The following is a 17,098-nucleotide window of genomic DNA, read 5'->3' on the forward strand; positions in this document are numbered from 1 at the left end:
AAAGTTCTAAAGGAAAAACAAAGAAGCACCTTAATTAACTACCAGTTAACCCTGAAAAAATACTTTTAACAAGATTAATAACTGAATAACTGAGTAACTGAATAACTGATTGGTTAAATGTCGTACAGATTGATTGAGTCAAAGCACGCTGCTATCTGAATAGTTGAATAATTGAAAGATTAGATGCAGTCTCGCTGTATTACCTCCAAACATTCAGTTATTCAGTTACTCAGTTATTCAAATATTCCTACAGATCCAGCTCCAGTCTCAGTCTATCCCTCAGTTCCTTCACCGCCGGGTATTCTTCTGCTATTTTTTGGAACTGTTCTTTAGAGGTAAGCGGCATTTCTACCTTGGGAATAAGATCCTCGTTGAGCTCAACTATAACATTATAAGTAAGTCTGCGGTTACAAAATTTTTCCTGCAAATATTCTGACAGGCCAACACGTTCACCTTCGATGAATTTCTGCTGTAAATTATTGGGGGTAACTATTTCAAAACTTGCATCTGATTTGATCCGCAATACTGCCAGATCAAAGCTTTGGGCCGCCGGGTTTCTTCCTTCTTTAAGTAATACGGAAAAATTGCGCCATACTTCTTCCAAAACACTTTGAGTGAGTGGGATAGCCTGTTGCATTGCGCTGTTGCCATCACCGCCCGTAAACTGCTGGCGCATCTTTGACAGGGAACCAAGTTTGCCACCACCAGACTGCGGCGTCGCAGCTTGCTTAGCGGCAGGAGCAGGCATCGCTGCCGGTTGCTGCGGTTGCGGAGTGGGAGCTTTATATTGAACCTGGGGTTCTTCTATAATCAATTTCGCTCCACCCTGCGCGGCAGGAGGCATTTGCGGTGTACTCTCAACACCGGAAGCGATTTTAAGCTCTACAATCTTCAGATTTTTGAATGCTACAGGTCGTGTAGATTCAGCTATTTTTTTTTTGCTAATCCCGTCTCCGGAACTAGCTAACTCAAGTGCTTGCTGTAAATAGCAGAGTTTGATCAACAAAAGCTCAACATGCAGACGTTTATTTCTTGCCGCTTTATAATTGATCTCAGCCTCATTAAGAGCGTTCAAGGCGCTGATGATATAAGGAATCGAAACTTTTTGAGCAGTAGCTGTATAACGATCCCTGAAGCTTTGTACCACTTCCAGCAATCCCGCAACCTTTGCATCTTTACAAACCAGCAGGTTGCGAAGGAACTCTGCAAAACCATTCAAAACCAGGTCTCCCTCAAAACCTTTACGGTTGATATCATCGTAAAGCAGCATTGCTCCGGCGAGATCCTGTTCCAGCATGCAATCAACCATCTTGAAGTAGTAGTCCGCATCCAGGATATTCAGGTGCTCGAGTGTATTTTGATAAGTAAGTTCACCATTGGTAAAACTCACTATTTTGTCAAGAATACTCAAAGAGTCGCGCATGCAGCCTTCACTTTTTTGAGCGATTACCTGAAGGGCAGCTTTATCCGCATTGATTTCTTCTTTCTCGCAAATTTCTGCAAGGTGATCCACCGTATCGTTGATGGTAATTCTTTTGAAATCGAATATTTGACAGCGACTTAAAATGGTCGGAAGGATCTTATGTTTTTCCGTGGTTGCCAAAATAAAAATGGCGTAGGGTGGCGGCTCTTCCAATGTTTTAAGGAACGCGTTGAAGGCACTTGCGCTCAGCATGTGTACCTCATCCACAATGTACACCTTGTATTTGCCGGCTTGTGGAGCGAAACGAACCTGTTCTACCAGTGCCCGGATATCATCCACTGAGTTGTTGCTCGCAGCATCCAGCTCGTGAATATTTAACGATGTGCCTTCATTAAAAGAAACGCAGGAATGACATTCATTGCAAGCCTCACCATCCGGCGTTGGATTTTCACAGTTGATTGTTTTGGCAAGAATACGGGCGCAGGTTGTTTTACCCACTCCACGCGGACCGCAAAATAAAAATGCATGCGCCAATTGCTGGTTCTTAATAGCATTTTTAAGGGTAGTGGTAATGTGCGATTGCCCTACAACCGTAGAGAAATTCTGAGGGCGGTATTTTCTTGCCGAAACGATGAACTTATCCATGGAAGCGAAGTTAATTTGAAAATGTGGTAATTTGAAAATTTGAAAATGGCCGGCGCGACTCGCTGAGTTGAAAATTAACTCATTAATGATCGAATTAAACAATGTTACAATGTTACTATTTGTGCCGAATGTTACGCAGAATGAATTTTCAAATTAGCACATTTTCAAATTTTCAAATTAAAGCACCGGGTGACGCTTAAACTCCTTAGTTTGGTCAAACATGTACCGATATGTCGTTAAAATCCTGCTGCGGTTGGGCGTGAGGTTTTCGGCTACTGCAATCATTTTGGGATTGAAATCACCTATCCACTGCATTTCGTAGTCCTCGTAGTCCAGTTTTGTTCTGAAATCGATAGAAGCTTCTTCAATAATGTAGCTGTCGATACCCTTTGCCTGCCATTCTGGAACCACGCCAAAAACCAAACCTACACAGCGCTTGTTTTTTGACATTTTCTTGAGCCATAAAAATTTCAGTTTATGCAGCAAATTGAAATTGCCGTTCAGGTGTTTAAACCATTGGTTAAGATCAGGCAGGTTAATGAAAATGGCAATCGGCTCATCTTTATGGTAAGCGAACCAAACAATTTTTTCATCCATCACCATCTTCATTTGCTGGAACATTTTAATACACTGCTCCTTGCTCAATTGCTTGTTGCCGCCGTGGCCGGCCCAGGCTTTGTTATATACAACACAAAAGTCGTCCGCGTATTTTTTCAGATCAGATTTTACCAGATGCCTGCAGGAAAACTCGGGGTCCTTAGCAATGGCAGCATGACGGTCCTTGAATTTTTTCGAAAGCATCTCCTTCGTATGCATGCCAAAGCACACCTGGTCGAAGAATTTTTTGAACCCGTAATTTTCAAATAATGCTTTATAGTAAGGCGCATTAAAATTCATTTTAAATAAAGGTTCCTGAAACCCATGCACCACAAGCCCCCACCAGGCATCACGCTCGCCAAAGTTGATCGGGCCATCCATTGCTTCCATGCCTTTTTTCATGAGCCAGTGTTTAGCCACGTCAAATAGCATATCAGCTGCCTGCTGATTATTAATGCAATCAAAAAAACCAACTCCTCCAACCGGGCCATCATCGCCCTTGTTCTTGTATTTTTTATTGATAAATGCGGCAATACGACCAATTAATTCCCCATTTTCACCCCTTAATATCCAGCGTATGCATTCACCATGACGAAAAGCTTTGTTTTTTGTCTTGTCAAAAACACCATTCACATCGTTATCGATGGGACGGATATAATTTGGAACCGATTTGTTGATAATAACGTTCACCTTGATAAACTCCGTGGCCGTACTTACGTCATTTACTTCGATTAATTGCATAGTAAGTTTTGAGTAATATATTCTTGCAAGTTAGGGTTTCGCAGTTATTTTCAGCTTATCGGTACAACTTTTGGCTCCTCGATTTGTTGGAATAAGATTTGAATTAACACTAGAAAGTTTTAAGAGATAACTATGAGTTTTAACTTATTAAAGAAGATAAAAACTTATAACTTACAACTCAAAACTTATTACTTAACAGATTCTTATTGATAATTTTAGAAAAACTTATTTTATGAGTAGTACTAAATTTCTTGCAGGAGTAATTGTTGGCGCAGCCGCCGGAGTAGCATTGGCCATGTTCATGAACAGTGACAAGGGCCAGGAACTTATTTCAGATATTAAATCTGCCGCTGGAAAAGCAGGTGATAATCTGAAAAATAAATTTAACGACCTGAAAGATCAGGTAGCCGACACCGTGCAAAAAGGAAAACAATACGCACAAGATATAAGCGACGATGCGCAGAACTATACAGCCTAATGTTTAATCATAAAGAATGGACGAACAACAACCCGGCTTTTTTGAGAACGTTCAAAATTTAACCGAAGAATATATACAGGACCGGCTATTACTTTTAAAGCTAAGGGCGGCCGATAAATCGGCGCGCCTGGCTGGCTTATTGGTGTCGTTTCTCATAATTGCCCTGCTTGCTTTTTTTGTGCTTTTTTTCATAAGTATTCTTGTAGGATACTTTTTTGTTTGGGTAACACAAAGCTTGTTTTGGGGATTTGGTATTGTGGCAGGTTTTTATGCCCTGCTGCTAATACTGGTATTTGCATTTAGAAAAAAATACATAGAAAAACTCATAGCAAATATTGTGATAAAAGTATTCTTCGATAGAACCGCAGACGATGATGAAAAAGAAAATTGACCTCTCCCATATCAATTCGCTTGAAGATCTTGCAAAAGAACAGCATGCCGTAAAAGCGCGCATTCGCATGCGTGAGGATGAATTGAAAACGCACTTCAAACAAATACCCAAAGAAGCATTGAAATTTGGTGCCGCTGCTATTGTACCGTCAGTACTTCAAAGCAAGGCCGCTTCTTCCGCATTTGCGGTGGGAAAAAATATCCTTGGAGGCTTGTTTGCCAAAAAAGGAGAGAAGGGAGAAGCAATTTGGACCGCCGTTCGGCAAGCAGGCTTGTATGTAGTTATAAAGCAGGCTTTGAAAATATTTGCTAAGAAATTTTAGAGGAGTTGAGAATGGAGAGTTGAGATTTGAGAGTGATTCGATTTACAAACTCTCAACTCTCCATTCTCAACTCTCAACTACTTGAACATCATCTTGCTCATCTTCGCATCATGCCCATAAATATCATCTCTGAAGTTTAGCTGCCCCTTTCTATCCACAAAGGCTGTGAAATAACCGATGTAAACGGGGATAGGATTTTTTAATGTTACATACTGTTCTTTGCCGCTGTTCATGGCTTTCTGCATTTTTTCATCCGTCCATGAAGAGTCTTTGCGTAAAAGGAACTGTGCCAGTTTGGTTGGTTCGCCCAGTCTTATACAGCCATGACTAAAGGCCCGGCTGTCTTCATTGAACAAACTCTTTGCGGGCGTATTGTGTAAGTAAATATTGTAGCTGTTGGGAAAAAGAAATTTCACCCGGCCAAGTGAGTTTTTGGGCCCCGGTTTTTGCCTTACAATCGGAAGACTTCCACTGTATCCCGTGATTTCCATATTGTGGCCTGCAATGTAATTTTTGTTTCTCCTCATGCCGGGCAACACTTCATTTCTGACAATACTCGTGGGAACGTTCCAATAGGGGCTGAAAACAACATATTTCAAATTGCCCGTGAAGATCACAGTGTTATGCCCTTCTTTTCCCACTACCACATTCATGTTGAAATCGAGATTGCCATTCTCATAAACATATAATTTGTACGCAGGAATATTTACCAGCAGGTAATCGGTTTTCGGCTCTTCCGGCACCCAGCGCAAGCGCTCCATATTGATCATTATCTGGCGGATGCGAAACTGAACGGACTGGTTCATCTCCCGCAATGTAGCGCCGCCTACAACACCGTCTTCCTTCATTCCGTAACGGTTCTGAAAGTTTTTAACAGCCACCTGGAGCGAATCTGTAAACAGCGTCGAGGTGTCTGTTTGCATAAAATCTCCTGTGCGAAAAAGTCGCTTTTTAATAGCCGTAACCGCAGGAGAACGGTCGCCCTTTACAAACTTTTTTTGATCTGGCGCTATAGGCTCCCATGCGCTGTCTTTTTCTATTTTGGAGTATTTCACCAGGTAATCTCTTAGCAGTTTGTATTGCCTGTTTAAAGGTTCATATTCTCCGGTGTTTTTTCCTTTGTTAATGACCACAGAATCCAGCAGGGAAACCATATTTATTTTCTTCCTGGGAATGAACCACTGAAGATCGTTCGGGTTCAGTTCTCTTGAACCTACATATGCACGAGATGCATATCGAAAGAATTGACGCGTAAAAAGCAGCTCGGCACGCAGGCGGCTGGAGTCTGGCAATGCAATGCTATCGTTCTTGGCTGTGGCAGTATCAACGATATTTTGAAGAAAGGGGTTGTATAGGCTGCTGTCGCCGCTATAGCCAATGTAGTCGCTCTGCATGTTCCATAAACTGCGGGTTTGCTCAGCCAGGCCATTTTGAAAGAACCATGCAAATTGATAGTTCCGGCCATTATAAAAACTTCTGAATTGATCTGCCAGCGTATCAGGTATCTGCTCCTTCTGAATAAAACTTTCGAGCGCTGTGCTGTCAAAAAAAAGATCTGAAAACGAGTTGATTTTCTTTATCGTAGTATCCCTTTTTTCAACCTTAAACTTCGGAGAAGTGGACTGGTTACATGCTGCAATGATGACGCAGGCAACAGCCATAAAAAAGACATTATTCTTCAATTTCATATTAATGAATTACGCATAACGAAATTATAAGGAAGTCCTGTAACATAAAACAATAAAAAAGGTTCCTGCTTTTGCAAGGAACCTCTTTTACAAACTATTTGGAAGAAACAATCAGCCAAGCGACTTTAACCAGGCGATCAGGTCTTCTCTTGTTTTGCCTGTTTTTTGTTGCATCTTGCCCAGCCATTCGTCGTCCTTGCCTTCTTCGTATTTTAGATCGTCGTCATTAAGATCAGCAACGGCTTGTTTAAGTTTGCCCTTCCATTCATTAAGTTTTCCTTTAATTTCCAGCTTGTCCATAATCTTCGATTTTGGTAAATAAAAGTCAATACTGTTGTTAGTGTTAGTGTTTCTTTTTTACTGTTAAATAAAATGGAACAAACAATATTGACAGGGTTACCGATTCAAAAACTATTCCCCGCCGGAAATATGTTGGAAAAGATGCATTTGAAGGACCAAATGGTTGCACATTACTCAATCAAAATCAATAATATGTGGTCCGAATTTGAAATTTTTCAATTTCATTTGACCTTTTGTTGAACTTTACCCTTCAACCCTTACCTTTGCGCAAAATTTAAAAGCTCATCTTAAAAGCTTTCTTTATATGTCAACTAACGGAAAGATTAAACAAATCATCGGTGCGGTAATCGATGTTCAGTTCGAAGGGAAGCTCCCTGAAATTATGAATGCATTGGAATTGACTCGTCAAAACGGGGATAAACTAGTGCTTGAAGTACAACAGCATCTTGGAGAAGATAGTGTTCGTTGTATCGCAATGGACGGTACCGAAGGATTGTTGCGCGGTATGGCCGTAGTTGACACTGGAAAAGCGATAGCGATGCCAGTGGGCGAAGGTATCAACGGTCGTCTGTTCAACGTAACAGGTGATGCGATCGACGGTTTGCCTCAGATCGACAAATCAAACGGTCGTCCTATTCACGCTAAGCCGCCGGCTTTCGAAGAATTGAGCACTTCATCTGAAGTTCTTTATACAGGTATTAAAGTGGTTGACCTTATCGAGCCTTATGCAAAAGGTGGTAAAATTGGTCTTTTCGGTGGTGCCGGTGTAGGTAAAACCGTATTGATCCAGGAGTTGATCAACAACATCGCAAAAGGACACGGTGGTTTGTCAGTGTTTGCAGGTGTAGGTGAGCGTACTCGTGAGGGTAATGACCTTATGCGCGAAATGATCGAAGCGGGTATCATGAAATATGGTGACGCTTTCAAACATAGCATGGAAGAAGGCGGATGGGATCTTGAAAAAGTGAACATGGATGAGTTGAAAGATTCTAAAGCTACTTTCGTATTCGGACAAATGAACGAACCTCCTGGAGCACGTGCTCGTGTTGCATTGAGTGGTTTAACAATCGCTGAATACTTCCGTGATGGAGATGGTAAAGGTAAAGGAAAGGATATCCTTTTCTTCGTCGATAACATCTTCCGTTTCACACAAGCCGGTTCTGAAGTATCTGCGTTGCTTGGTCGTATGCCATCAGCGGTAGGTTATCAACCAACTTTGGCTACAGAGATGGGATTGATGCAAGAAAGAATCGCTTCTACTAAAAATGGTTCAATCACTTCCGTACAAGCGGTTTACGTACCTGCGGATGACTTGACTGACCCGGCTCCTGCTACAACATTTGCCCACCTTGACGCGACTACGGTATTGAGCCGTAAAATTGCGGATTTGGGTATCTATCCTGCGGTGGATCCATTGGATTCTACTTCACGTATCCTTACTCCGGCAATCGTTGGTGATTCTCACTACAACACAGCTGACAGGGTTAAATTGATCCTTCAACGTTATAAAGAGCTACAAGATATCATCGCGATCCTTGGTATGGACGAGTTGAGCGACGAAGATAAATTAACAGTAGGCCGTGCACGTAAAGTACAACGTTTCCTTAGCCAGCCGTTCCACGTTGCGGAGCAGTTCACTGGTTTGAAAGGTGTATTCGTGAGCATTGAAGATACAATCAAAGGTTTCAACATGATCATGGACGGTGAAGTGGATGAATATCCTGAAGCAGCGTTCAACCTTGTAGGTACCATCGAAGATGCTATCGAAAAAGGTAAAAAGATCCTTGCTGAAGCACAAGGATAATTAATTTGAAAATTTGAAAATTTGAGAATTTGAAAATTAGGAACTCCGAATTTCAAATCTTCAAATTTTCAAATTGAATAACTTTTAAAGAATGAATTTGAAGATAATTGATAGTACTTTGGGTAATGCACCCGGCATTTTCAAATTTTCAAATCTTCAAATTTTCAAATTGTACAAATGACACTCGAAATATTAACACCTGAAAGAAAGCTCTATGGCGGCCAGGTTTACGGTGTACAGCTGCCGGGAATAGATGGTTTGTTTGAGGTTCTTGATAGACACGCTCCAATGGTTTCCGCTTTGAAAAAAGGCAATTTGAAAGTATTGGTAGATAAAAGTCAGAGCAACACGGTCAACTATTCAATAGAAAGCGGTTTCGTTGAAATATTGCACAACAAAGTAACAGTGCTTGTTGAAGGCGCAAACCTGGTTGATAAATCACACTAAGCGAATTTTGAATTTTAGATATGAGTCGTCTCCAAAAGAGGCGACTTTTTTATTGCCAATAACTGAATTACTGAATAACTGAGTGGTTGATTTTCGATTTTGCATTACGGTTATCGGCCTTCCAGCTCCGCAGGCTTGTATCCTTGCAGTTTCATTTTGTTGCATCCGGCAACATGAATTGAATATTGCCGGAGGCAATAGAATAGAACGGCGAAGCTATAAGCTTCGCAGAGCGTAGATAACTGAGTGGTTGATTTTCGATTTTGCATTGCGGTTTTCGGCCATTCAGTCATTCAGTTATTCAGTCATTCAGTCACTAGAATTTCAAGATCACATCTCCACCCACCGGATACCCCACACACGTAAGCACCCGGCCCTTTGCTATTTCATCGTCCATTAGAACTTCGTTGTAACTCATCCACACTTTGCCGCTAATGCAGGTGGCGGAACAGGTGCCACAGCGGCCAGCTTCGCAGCTGTAAGGTAATGTGATATCGGCTTTTTTAGCAGCTTGCAAAATTGTCTGCGGGTACTGCGAAACAAGATCGTACACATTGCCATTCGCCTCAATGGTGATCATATGCGGAAGCGTGTCTGGCGGCAACTCCTTTGTTTCTACCTTAAATGTTGTAAAGTTCTCCTTGTGAATGTTTGGCCCGGGAACGCCTTCTGCCAATAGCTGAATAGTGGCCATCCGCATGTAATCGAAAGGACCGCACAGATAGAATAACGTTTGGTGGTATGGACAAGTACTGTATTCCTTCAACAATACATTCAACAACCACTTGCTTAACCTTGCCCTTCCGAGATTTTTTGCGTCACTAAAGAGAAACTCAATTGTGAACTTGTTTGGAAATTTTGAAGCAAGCTCTTGTAAGGCTTTATAGAAAATGGTGTCTGCAACACTTCGGTTACTGTATATCAAAACCATTTTCAAATCGGTGTTACTATGGAGCAGTGTTTTTATTAAAGGTAAAACGGGAGTAATCCCGCTTCCTGCCGCAAAGAAAAATATTTGTCTGAAGGCAGAGATGTCATCTGGCAAGGTGAAAAAGCCAGATGCTCCAATGGTTACCAATTCATCCCCCACAGAAGTATTGTCAATGAGTTTGCGCGAGTATTCACCATTATCCAATCGTTTCACCGTGATGGATAGCGGCTCGTTTAGAAGGGGTGTAGACGAAATAGAAAAACTACGCCGTTCCTCCATATCATGCTTTGAAAAAACAAATGTCAAAAATTGCCCGGCTTTATAGGTTATCTGTTTTTCAGCCAAAGGAGCAACCACGAAAGTTTTGCTTTGACTGGTCTCTTCGATAATATTCGTGATTTTCAGATGGATATAAGGTGTTGTCATTGACGGTGTTTTTGAAGAAGCACGCAGATGACGCAGATTGTCATAATTACCGCAGATCTTTTGCGAAAACGATAAAGATTGCTTTGTTTCTGTAAGAAAGATATCAAATCAGTGTTAATCATGACAATCTGCGTCATCTGCGTGCTCCCTCATAAAATTCCATCTTTTTTCCCATCCTCTGCATTTTTAAATTATTTTTACCGACACTCATATGCAAAAAGTAATTGAAGAAATAAAGGCTCTTACGGAGAATGCTTTTGGTGTTTCCGGAGTAGAAGTTGAGGTCCTGCCGCAATCAGGATCAGACCGCAGATATTTTCGCGTGTTTGTAAACGGCAAGTCTTACATCGCCTGTTACGGACCCAATGTGCAGGAAAATAAAACGTTCATCTCCTTCACCAATCAATTCAGGAAGTACAGCATTCCTGTGCCTGAAATTCATGCTATCAACGACCGTTCGGACATATACATACTTGAAGATTTTGGAACTGTTTCTTTGCTGGACGAGTTGGAAAAAAACAAATACAATTCTTACGTGTACGACCTTTTCAAAAAGAGTTTGCGCTCGCTGGCGCAGCTGCAGGTCGTTGCCGGAGAAGGGATAGATTACAACATGTGTCTTACGGCGAAGGAATTTGGCAAGCAGGCGATATTGTCCGATCTCTTGTATTTCAAATACTATTTCCTGGACACGCTGAAGTATCCATACGATAAGCAGGCCCTGTTAAATGATTTCGAGTCGTTGACTGAATATCTTACCAAACAGATCGATCAGCATTTTATGTTCCGCGATTTTCAAAGCAGGAACATAATGATAAAAGATGGCGAAGTACATTTTATAGATTACCAGGGCGGCATGAAAGGCGCTTTGCAGTACGATGTTGCTTCGCTGTTGTGGCAGGCAAAAGCGGAGCTTCCTGAAGACTGGAAAAACGATCTGCTCGATTACTATATCGGTGAAGTGAACCAGTTGCTGGACGAATCCATCAATAAAGAAAAATTTATTTACCAGTACAACGGCTATGTGCTCATACGGTTGTTACAAGTACTCGGAGCATACGGTTTCAGAGGATTGTTTGAACGTAAAGCGCATTTTCTTTCCAGCATTCCACCGGCAATTAATAACCTTAAGTGGTTTGTAGATAACAAGCAAATGGGAATCGTTTTGCCTGAGTTGGAGAAATGCTTGCGTCATTGTGTAAGCGATGAAGTCTTGAAGCGTTTTGAGCCTGTTCGTGCATCAGAAGATTCACCCCTTGTTGTCAAAATAAGCAGCTTTTCTTTTAAGCAGGGCATTCCAGGCGATGAGACGGAAAACGGCGGTGGCTTTGTGTTTGATTGTCGTGGAGTTTTAAATCCCGGTCGCTTTCAGGAATACAAAACACTTACGGGAAGAGATAAGCCGGTGAAAGATTTTCTTGAACAGCAAACAATGATGCCCGAGTTTTTAAACAGTGTTTATAACATCGTAGACATCAGTGTAACCGACTATTTAAAGCGCGATTTTGAGAGCCTGATGGTTAGTTTTGGTTGCACCGGCGGCCAGCACAGAAGTGTGTACGCTGCGGACGCATTGGCGCGCCATCTTAAAAATAAATTCAACGTTAAAGTAGAAGTGAATCATTACGTGCAGGACGCAAAGAATTGGATCAATTAAGTGGAGAGTGGAGAGTTGAGAATGGAGAGTTTTAAAGCCATTCTCAACTCCCCACTCTCAATTCTCCACTCTCAACTCTCAACTCTCTCATGAAGGCAATGATATTCTCCGCGGGTTTAGGTACTCGCTTCAAACCCTGGACAGACAAGCATCCCAAGGCACTCGCCGTTATTAATGGTAAGAGTTTGCTGCAACGCAACATTGAATACCTGCAACAATTTGGTATAACAGATGTGGTGGTAAATGTGCATCACTTTGCTGACCAGGTAATGGATGCGATTTTAAGAAACAAGGGTTGGGGCAGCAATGTTATCATTAGCGATGAACAAGACGTGGTGCTGGAAACCGGAGGTGGTTTGGTTAAGGCAAAAATTTTACTGGAAGGAGATGAGCCGTTCCTAACGGTAAATGTCGACATCCTTACAAACCTTGATATCAGTGCATTTCTTGAGTTTCACAAAAAAGAAAACGCACTCATTTCGATAGCCGTTTTGCAGAGAAAAACTTCTCGTTATTTTTTGTTGGACGAAGAAAGCCATTTGTGCGGTTGGATCAACACTCAGACCGGCGAAGAAAAGATGGTGCATAGAAAAGAAAATCTTCAACAAAAAGCCTATAGCGGCATCGCTATTTTTCAGCCTGAAGTATTTTCATATTTGCCAAAAGAAGGAAAGTTTTCTTTGGCAACTTCTTACCTCGAAATAGCTGCAACTAATACCATCGCGGCGTATGACCATACAGGTGATAAATGGGTAGACGTGGGAAAGCCAGAGTCAGTCGCGATTGCCGAGGCAATGTTTTAGAGGGAGCACGCATTGGCACACAGATGACGCTGATTGGGCTGATTTACACTGATTTTTTATTTGTATGTGTTATATACTTGAAATAGTAATTAAAAGGGTTTGAAATTTGACCAAGTGATCAAATTTCAAACCCTTTTAATTATACGGCCTGCAAGTTTTCAAAACAATTTCACCTATCGGAAAAATCCGTGTAAATCAGTCCAATCAGCGTCATCTGCGTGCTCTCTCTACGCGGCTTGCTTCCCTTCAAACAACCACCATTTTCTCTTGCGTATCTTGATGGTGTAATTGGTTTTAATATATTTTTCGATGTGCGCCATTGCTTCATCAATGCTGTCTGTAAGCAAAACAAGGTTTAGATCTTCTGGTGAAATCGTTTTCTCTTCCGCCATTTTATTCATGTATTCAAACAATGTTTTGTGATATTCTTTTCCAAATAAAACAATTGGGAAATTGATGATCGTTTTTGTTTGCACCAAAGTAAGCGTTTCAAAAAACTCATCCATGGTGCCAAAGCCACCAGGCATGATGATGAATGCGTAAGAGTATTTTACGAGCAATACTTTTCTTACAAAAAAGTGTTCGAATGTTATAGACTTTTGCACATAAGGATTGGGCTTCTGCTCAAACGGCAACTGAATGTTGCAGCCTATAGAATAGCCATTGTTCTCAAATGCGCCTCTGTTGGCCGCTTCCATAATACCGGGGCCACCGCCGGTGAGCGTTGTAAAACTCATATCAGCAATGCGTTTGCCAAATGCTCTTGCTGCTTCGTAATAAGGATGGTCCTCTTTGAATCTTGCAGAACCGAACACTGTAATACATGGTCCCACAAAATGAAGTGTTCTGAAGCCTTTCATGAATTGCCAGAAAACTCTAAGCGCGAATCTGAACTCGTACCCTCGGCTGCGTGGCCCTTCCAGGTAAATCTGTTTCTTTGCCCGAACTACTTTTTTGTCTTTTTCTGCGGTCATTTCTGTTGATCTTTAGTGAAACAATCGAGAGGCAATTCAAATGTAATTAAAAAGTAAAAAGTAAAAATTCAAAAGTAAAAAGGGTGTGAAACCTTGCACAGTTTTGAGTTATTTTTGACTTTTTAATTAAACTTTCTCTATGCGCATTATCAGCTACAACGTAAATGGCATACGTGCCGCGATGAATAAAGGGTTTATCGATTGGTTAAAAACGGATCCCGCAGACATTATCTGTGTGCAGGAAACAAAAGCACATCGCGATAATGTAAACCATAAGGAGTTTACAGATCTCGGATTCCACGATTACTGGTATTCGGCGGAGAAGAAAGGATACAGTGGCGTGGCGATTTTTAGTAAGATAAAACCAGACAATGTTCAACTGGGCAATGGCTATATGCAAAGCGATGCCGAAGGACGCGTAATACGTGCCGATTTTGGGGATGTAACGCTGATCAACGCATATTTCCCTTCCGGAACGAGCGGAGACGAAAGACAGGGCTATAAATACGTTTGGCTGAAGGAGTTTGTAGAATACCTGGACATTCTGAAAAAGACAAGACCAAAAGTGATTGTTTGTGGGGATTATAATATTGCACACAAAGAAATAGATATCCATGATCCGAAAGGAAATAAAAAGTCATCTGGTTTCTTACCGGAAGAAAGGTCATGGATGGATACATTTTTTGTAAACGGATTTACAGACTCGTTCCGCCACATCAACACAGAACCGCATCACTACAGTTGGTGGAGTCAACGCTTTCCTACGGTACGCCTGCAAAACAAGGGCTGGCGCATAGATTACATAAGCGTTACACAAAACCTGACGGATAATATAGCAGATGCAAAAATTTATCCTGATGTTAAGCATAGTGACCATTGCCCGGTGTATTTGGAACTGAAATTCTAAAACAAGTCAAAAGTAAAAATTCAAAAGTCAAAATGGTTTATGCTCATGATACATGAATGAATCGAAGCTTTTTGCCTTTTGAATTTTTACTTTTGACTTCTCAATGACTTCTCAAAAACAATGCGATGAACGACAACATTGGTTTTATATACAACGTAACATCCATGGTAAGCTGGCCTATTCATGAAGCCTGGCTGGAATGGATGCGCACCGTGCATGCGCCGGAAGTACTGGCCACCGAGTGTTTTACCTCTTTCAAAATATTGAAACTGCACGAAATAGACGAGACCGAAGGTCCAACCTATGCTGTGCAATATTTCGCGGAATCAAAAGCGCTTTACAACCGTTATATCTCCCGGTTTTCCCCCGAAATGAGGCAAAAGGGATATGATAAATGGGGCGACGGATTTGTGTCATTCCACTCAGTAATGGAGGTTGTGCACTAATTGTGGATAATAATATTAAGTTTTTAGGCACTATTGGAAAGAAATCGTAAATTCTTTTGAAAGTCAATACTGGCAAGGATTTGGCCCTTTGTGGCCTGAAATCCTTGCCAGTATTGCTTTTGGAGGAATCGCGTATATCTACGCGCCGTTATCATATATTACTGTTTTTCTCTATAATGCTTGTCACGTGCGGGTTTCTGACAAGTTTTGGCAGCATATAAAAGTTGCAAAAAAATTTTGTTGGAAACAAAAAGCGTATAAATTTGTCTTGCTTAAAAAATTTAAATTTCACACTATGAACAAAGCTGAATTAATCGCAAAACTCGCCGATGATGCGGGCATCACAAAAACACAAGCTAACGCTGCTTTGGATTCTTTCACAGAAGCAGTTACTAAATCTTTAAAAGGTGGTGGTAAAGTTACCTTGGTTGGATTTGGTACATTCTCTGTTTCTAAAAGAGCAGCACGTAATGGCCGTAACCCTCAGACTGGCGCAGTTATTAAAATTAAAGCTAAAAAAGTGGCTAAATTTAAAGCAGGTAAAGAATTGTCTGCTAAATTATAATGCTGCCTCAAATTGCATTTAGACCTCGCTCATGCGGGGTTTTTTTATGCCCATGGGTGAGCACGCAGATGACACTGATTGGGCTGATCTACACAGATTTTTTTGATCAAATATTAGACTCTCGTAGAACACGACCCGCTAGTTAATGTTTTGACAGAAAATCTACACAGGCCTGATAAACTGAATTACATACATCTTTGAGGGTTGTTGCACTCGGTTTAGTTGTTCATCAAAGATCTGTGTAGATCAGCCCAATCAGTGTCATCTGCGTGCCAATTCCTAAAATGTATCCCTTCAATGCAGGAAAAACGATATTTTTTGTGCATTTTTGCAGTTCAGTTAAAACTAAAAAATTTTAGATCATGGGTAGAGGTGATAAAAAAACCAAAAAAGGTAAAATCTTTAAAGGCTCATTTGGTAAAAGCAGAGTAGCTAGACCATTACAAGCCAAAAAAGCAGCAGCAAAAAAAGCTAGTGCTCAATAATAAAAAAGGAGTTGAATTTTGATCAACTCCTTTTTTATTAAGTAAAAATTTAAAAGTCAAAAATTAAAAACAGCTTGATTGCCGAAGTCTCCTTTTTGACTTTTACCTTTTGAATTTTAATTTTTATTGCTTGCAAATCTTGACAGCAGGCGCAGTATTTCAAGATACAACCAAACGATTGTAACCATCAATCCAAACGCACCGTACCACTCCATATACTTAGGGGCACCCTGTTTAGCAAGACTATCGATTCTATCAAAATCCAACAATAGGTTCAACGCGGCAATTCCAACTACAAATAATGAGATTCCAATGCCGAGCATGCTACCTCTGTTTCCATCGCTTACCATCATAATATCGATATTGAAGAAACGCAGGACTATGGCTATCAGATAGAAAATTGCGATTCCGGCAGTAGCCATCACAATTATAGATTTCAGTTGTTCTGTAACTTTAATAACATTGAATTTGTACAATACAAACATCGCGATCACTACTCCAAAAGTCAAACCTACGGCCTGGGTAACGATGCCGGGTGCAACTTTCGCAAACGCATTATTATAAATAGCAGAAATGCTTCCCAGAAATACGCCTTCCAGCAAGGCATAGATCGGTGCAAGGAAGCTGCCCCAAACTGGTTTAAAAGTAATAACCAATGCAGCAACAAAGCCTAAAAGCACAGAACCGATCATCCACGGCATAATGTTTACGCCCTGATAAAATGCGTTCCATGTAAATACAGCTGAAGAAATAAGCAGCAATGACATCAGGAAGAATTTATTCATAGTGCCTGATTGTGTCATTACCTGACCATCATTAAAACCGACATTTTCTTGAAATCGTTTTTCGCTTAAAACAGGATTTCCGGACTTAAAAATTGACATAATAGAAAATTTGAAAGACTAAGATATAGAAAAAATCAGAACGCAGATTTTTATGATTGTCATGATAAACACAGATGATAAATCTTAACAAATCATGACAATCATGAAAATCTGCGTTCCTGTTTTGCCCATTAAAAAAGGGAACCACTTTCGCGATTCCCTTTCAAAATTTATAACTCAAAAC

18 protein-coding genes are annotated in these 17,098 nt (G+C 40.9%); 11 read left to right on the top strand and 7 right to left on the bottom strand.

Annotated features, from left to right (window positions below; all coding sequences use genetic code 11):
- Positions 1 to 247: 247 nt before the first annotated feature.
- Together KTO63_RS12760 and KTO63_RS12765 are read right to left on the bottom strand one after the other, a co-directional pair.
- Positions 248 to 2,068 (bottom strand): DNA polymerase III subunit gamma/tau, encoded by a 1,821-nt coding sequence (locus tag KTO63_RS12760; RefSeq protein WP_217791694.1) that lies wholly within the window; start codon positions 2,066 to 2,068, stop codon positions 248 to 250.
- Positions 2,069 to 2,245: 177 nt separating this feature from the next.
- Positions 2,246 to 3,406: a hypothetical protein gene (locus tag KTO63_RS12765; RefSeq protein ID WP_217791695.1), complete on the bottom strand. Its 1,161-nt coding sequence runs from the start codon at positions 3,404 to 3,406 to the stop codon at positions 2,246 to 2,248.
- 232 nt (positions 3,407 to 3,638) lie between these two features.
- Between KTO63_RS12765 and KTO63_RS12770 the strand changes: the two genes are divergently transcribed.
- From KTO63_RS12770 to KTO63_RS12780, 3 genes are read left to right on the top strand one after another with little or no spacing between them, the layout of a single operon-like run.
- Positions 3,639 to 3,884, top strand: a complete 246-nt coding sequence (locus tag KTO63_RS12770) for a YtxH domain-containing protein (RefSeq protein WP_217791696.1) — start codon at positions 3,639 to 3,641, stop codon at positions 3,882 to 3,884.
- A 16-nt stretch (positions 3,885 to 3,900) separates the two neighbouring features.
- A complete protein-coding gene (locus KTO63_RS12775) occupies positions 3,901 to 4,275 on the top strand; it encodes a phage holin family protein (RefSeq protein ID WP_217791697.1) in 375 nt (124 codons plus the stop codon).
- Entirely contained in the window at positions 4,256 to 4,597 is a 342-nt protein-coding gene (locus KTO63_RS12780; protein ID WP_217791698.1) for a hypothetical protein, read from the top strand. The genes KTO63_RS12775 and KTO63_RS12780 overlap by 20 nt, the downstream gene beginning before the upstream one ends.
- A 77-nt stretch (positions 4,598 to 4,674) precedes the next feature.
- Here KTO63_RS12780 and KTO63_RS12785 read toward each other — a convergent pair whose 3' ends face one another.
- Complete coding sequence (locus KTO63_RS12785; RefSeq protein ID WP_217791699.1) at positions 4,675 to 6,285, bottom strand: L,D-transpeptidase family protein; 1,611 nt, start codon at positions 6,283 to 6,285, stop codon at positions 4,675 to 4,677.
- A 111-nt stretch (positions 6,286 to 6,396) separates the two neighbouring features.
- Positions 6,397 to 6,585, bottom strand: coding sequence for a CsbD family protein (locus KTO63_RS12790; protein WP_217791700.1), 189 nt, complete (start codon positions 6,583 to 6,585; stop codon positions 6,397 to 6,399).
- Positions 6,586 to 6,889: 304 nt separating this feature from the next.
- Here KTO63_RS12790 and atpD point away from each other — a divergent pair, with 304 nt between their 5' ends.
- Both atpD and atpC read left to right on the top strand, forming a co-directional pair.
- Complete coding sequence (gene atpD, locus KTO63_RS12795) at positions 6,890 to 8,389, top strand: F0F1 ATP synthase subunit beta (RefSeq protein WP_217791701.1); 1,500 nt, start codon at positions 6,890 to 6,892, stop codon at positions 8,387 to 8,389.
- Between the two features lie 177 nt (positions 8,390 to 8,566).
- Positions 8,567 to 8,836 (top strand): ATP synthase F1 subunit epsilon, encoded by a 270-nt coding sequence (gene atpC / locus KTO63_RS12800; protein WP_217791702.1) that lies wholly within the window; start codon positions 8,567 to 8,569, stop codon positions 8,834 to 8,836.
- 316 nt (positions 8,837 to 9,152) lie between these two features.
- Here atpC and KTO63_RS12805 read toward each other — a convergent pair whose 3' ends face one another.
- Positions 9,153 to 10,193, bottom strand: a complete 1,041-nt coding sequence (locus tag KTO63_RS12805; protein ID WP_217791703.1) for a ferredoxin--NADP reductase — start codon at positions 10,191 to 10,193, stop codon at positions 9,153 to 9,155.
- 211 nt (positions 10,194 to 10,404) lie between these two features.
- On the opposite strand from KTO63_RS12805, the gene KTO63_RS12810 reads away from it, so the two are divergent.
- Positions 10,405 to 11,850 carry a RapZ C-terminal domain-containing protein gene (locus KTO63_RS12810; RefSeq protein WP_217791704.1) on the top strand — a complete coding sequence of 482 codons (1,446 nt, stop codon included), beginning with the start codon at positions 10,405 to 10,407 and terminating at the stop codon, positions 11,848 to 11,850.
- 89 nt (positions 11,851 to 11,939) lie between these two features.
- Entirely contained in the window at positions 11,940 to 12,653 is a 714-nt protein-coding gene (locus tag KTO63_RS12815; RefSeq protein ID WP_217791705.1) for a nucleotidyltransferase family protein, read from the top strand.
- Between the two features lie 227 nt (positions 12,654 to 12,880).
- On the opposite strand, the gene KTO63_RS12820 is transcribed toward KTO63_RS12815, so the two are convergent.
- Positions 12,881 to 13,627, bottom strand: coding sequence for an LOG family protein (locus KTO63_RS12820; protein ID WP_217791706.1), 747 nt, complete (start codon positions 13,625 to 13,627; stop codon positions 12,881 to 12,883).
- Positions 13,628 to 13,766: 139 nt separating this feature from the next.
- Between KTO63_RS12820 and KTO63_RS12825 the strand changes: the two genes are divergently transcribed.
- From KTO63_RS12825 to KTO63_RS12840, 4 genes are all read left to right on the top strand, one after another.
- A complete protein-coding gene (locus KTO63_RS12825; protein WP_217791707.1) occupies positions 13,767 to 14,534 on the top strand; it encodes an exodeoxyribonuclease III in 768 nt (255 codons plus the stop codon).
- Positions 14,535 to 14,659: 125 nt separating this feature from the next.
- The gene (locus KTO63_RS12830) at positions 14,660 to 14,980 is read left to right on the top strand and encodes a DUF4286 family protein (protein WP_217791708.1); all 321 of its coding nucleotides are present in this window, start codon (positions 14,660 to 14,662) and stop codon (positions 14,978 to 14,980) included.
- A 187-nt stretch (positions 14,981 to 15,167) separates the two neighbouring features.
- Positions 15,168 to 15,545 carry an HU family DNA-binding protein gene (locus tag KTO63_RS12835; RefSeq protein ID WP_449580023.1) on the top strand — a complete coding sequence of 126 codons (378 nt, stop codon included), beginning with the start codon at positions 15,168 to 15,170 and terminating at the stop codon, positions 15,543 to 15,545.
- Positions 15,546 to 15,907: 362 nt separating this feature from the next.
- Entirely contained in the window at positions 15,908 to 16,030 is a 123-nt protein-coding gene (locus tag KTO63_RS12840; protein WP_217791710.1) for a 30S ribosomal protein THX, read from the top strand.
- A gap of 116 nt (positions 16,031 to 16,146) precedes the next feature.
- Here KTO63_RS12840 and KTO63_RS12845 read toward each other — a convergent pair whose 3' ends face one another.
- The gene (locus KTO63_RS12845; protein WP_217791711.1) at positions 16,147 to 16,914 is read right to left on the bottom strand and encodes a Bax inhibitor-1/YccA family protein; all 768 of its coding nucleotides are present in this window, start codon (positions 16,912 to 16,914) and stop codon (positions 16,147 to 16,149) included.
- Between the last annotated feature and the right edge of the window lie 184 nt (positions 16,915 to 17,098).

The organism is Pinibacter aurantiacus, assembly GCF_019130065.1.
In the GTDB taxonomy this organism is placed as follows: Bacteria; Bacteroidota; Bacteroidia; order Chitinophagales; family Chitinophagaceae; genus Pinibacter; species Pinibacter aurantiacus.